This is a genomic window from Cedecea sp. B1(4) (assembly GCF_059414925.1).
In genome coordinates, this window is record NZ_JCAHMZ010000407.1 from 1 (window position 1) to 222 (window position 222).

1 pseudogene is annotated in these 222 nt (G+C 50.0%); it reads right to left on the bottom strand.

Annotated elements, in window-relative coordinates:
- Positions 1-107: 107 nt before the first annotated feature.
- A pseudogene (locus ACR6JA_RS23490) lies at positions 108-222 on the bottom strand (GntR family transcriptional regulator); the annotation flags it as partial.

Genomic DNA, 222 nt, shown 5'->3' on the forward strand with positions numbered 1-222 from the left:
AGGCCGCTTTCGCGGCCATTTACAGTGAAGGGTTTAAGCGCCTGAGCATATACAGGTGAGATAAACAGATCAGAAAAGGCCAGCTAATTAGCTGGCCTTATTGAGAATTAACGCCCGGGCTCGTTCAGCGGCCAGGACTCGAACAAATAACCGTCGAAGTTAATATCATCGACGTCAGACAGCTCCAGCAGCCGGTTTTTGACGTTTTCCAGATGCTGCCAC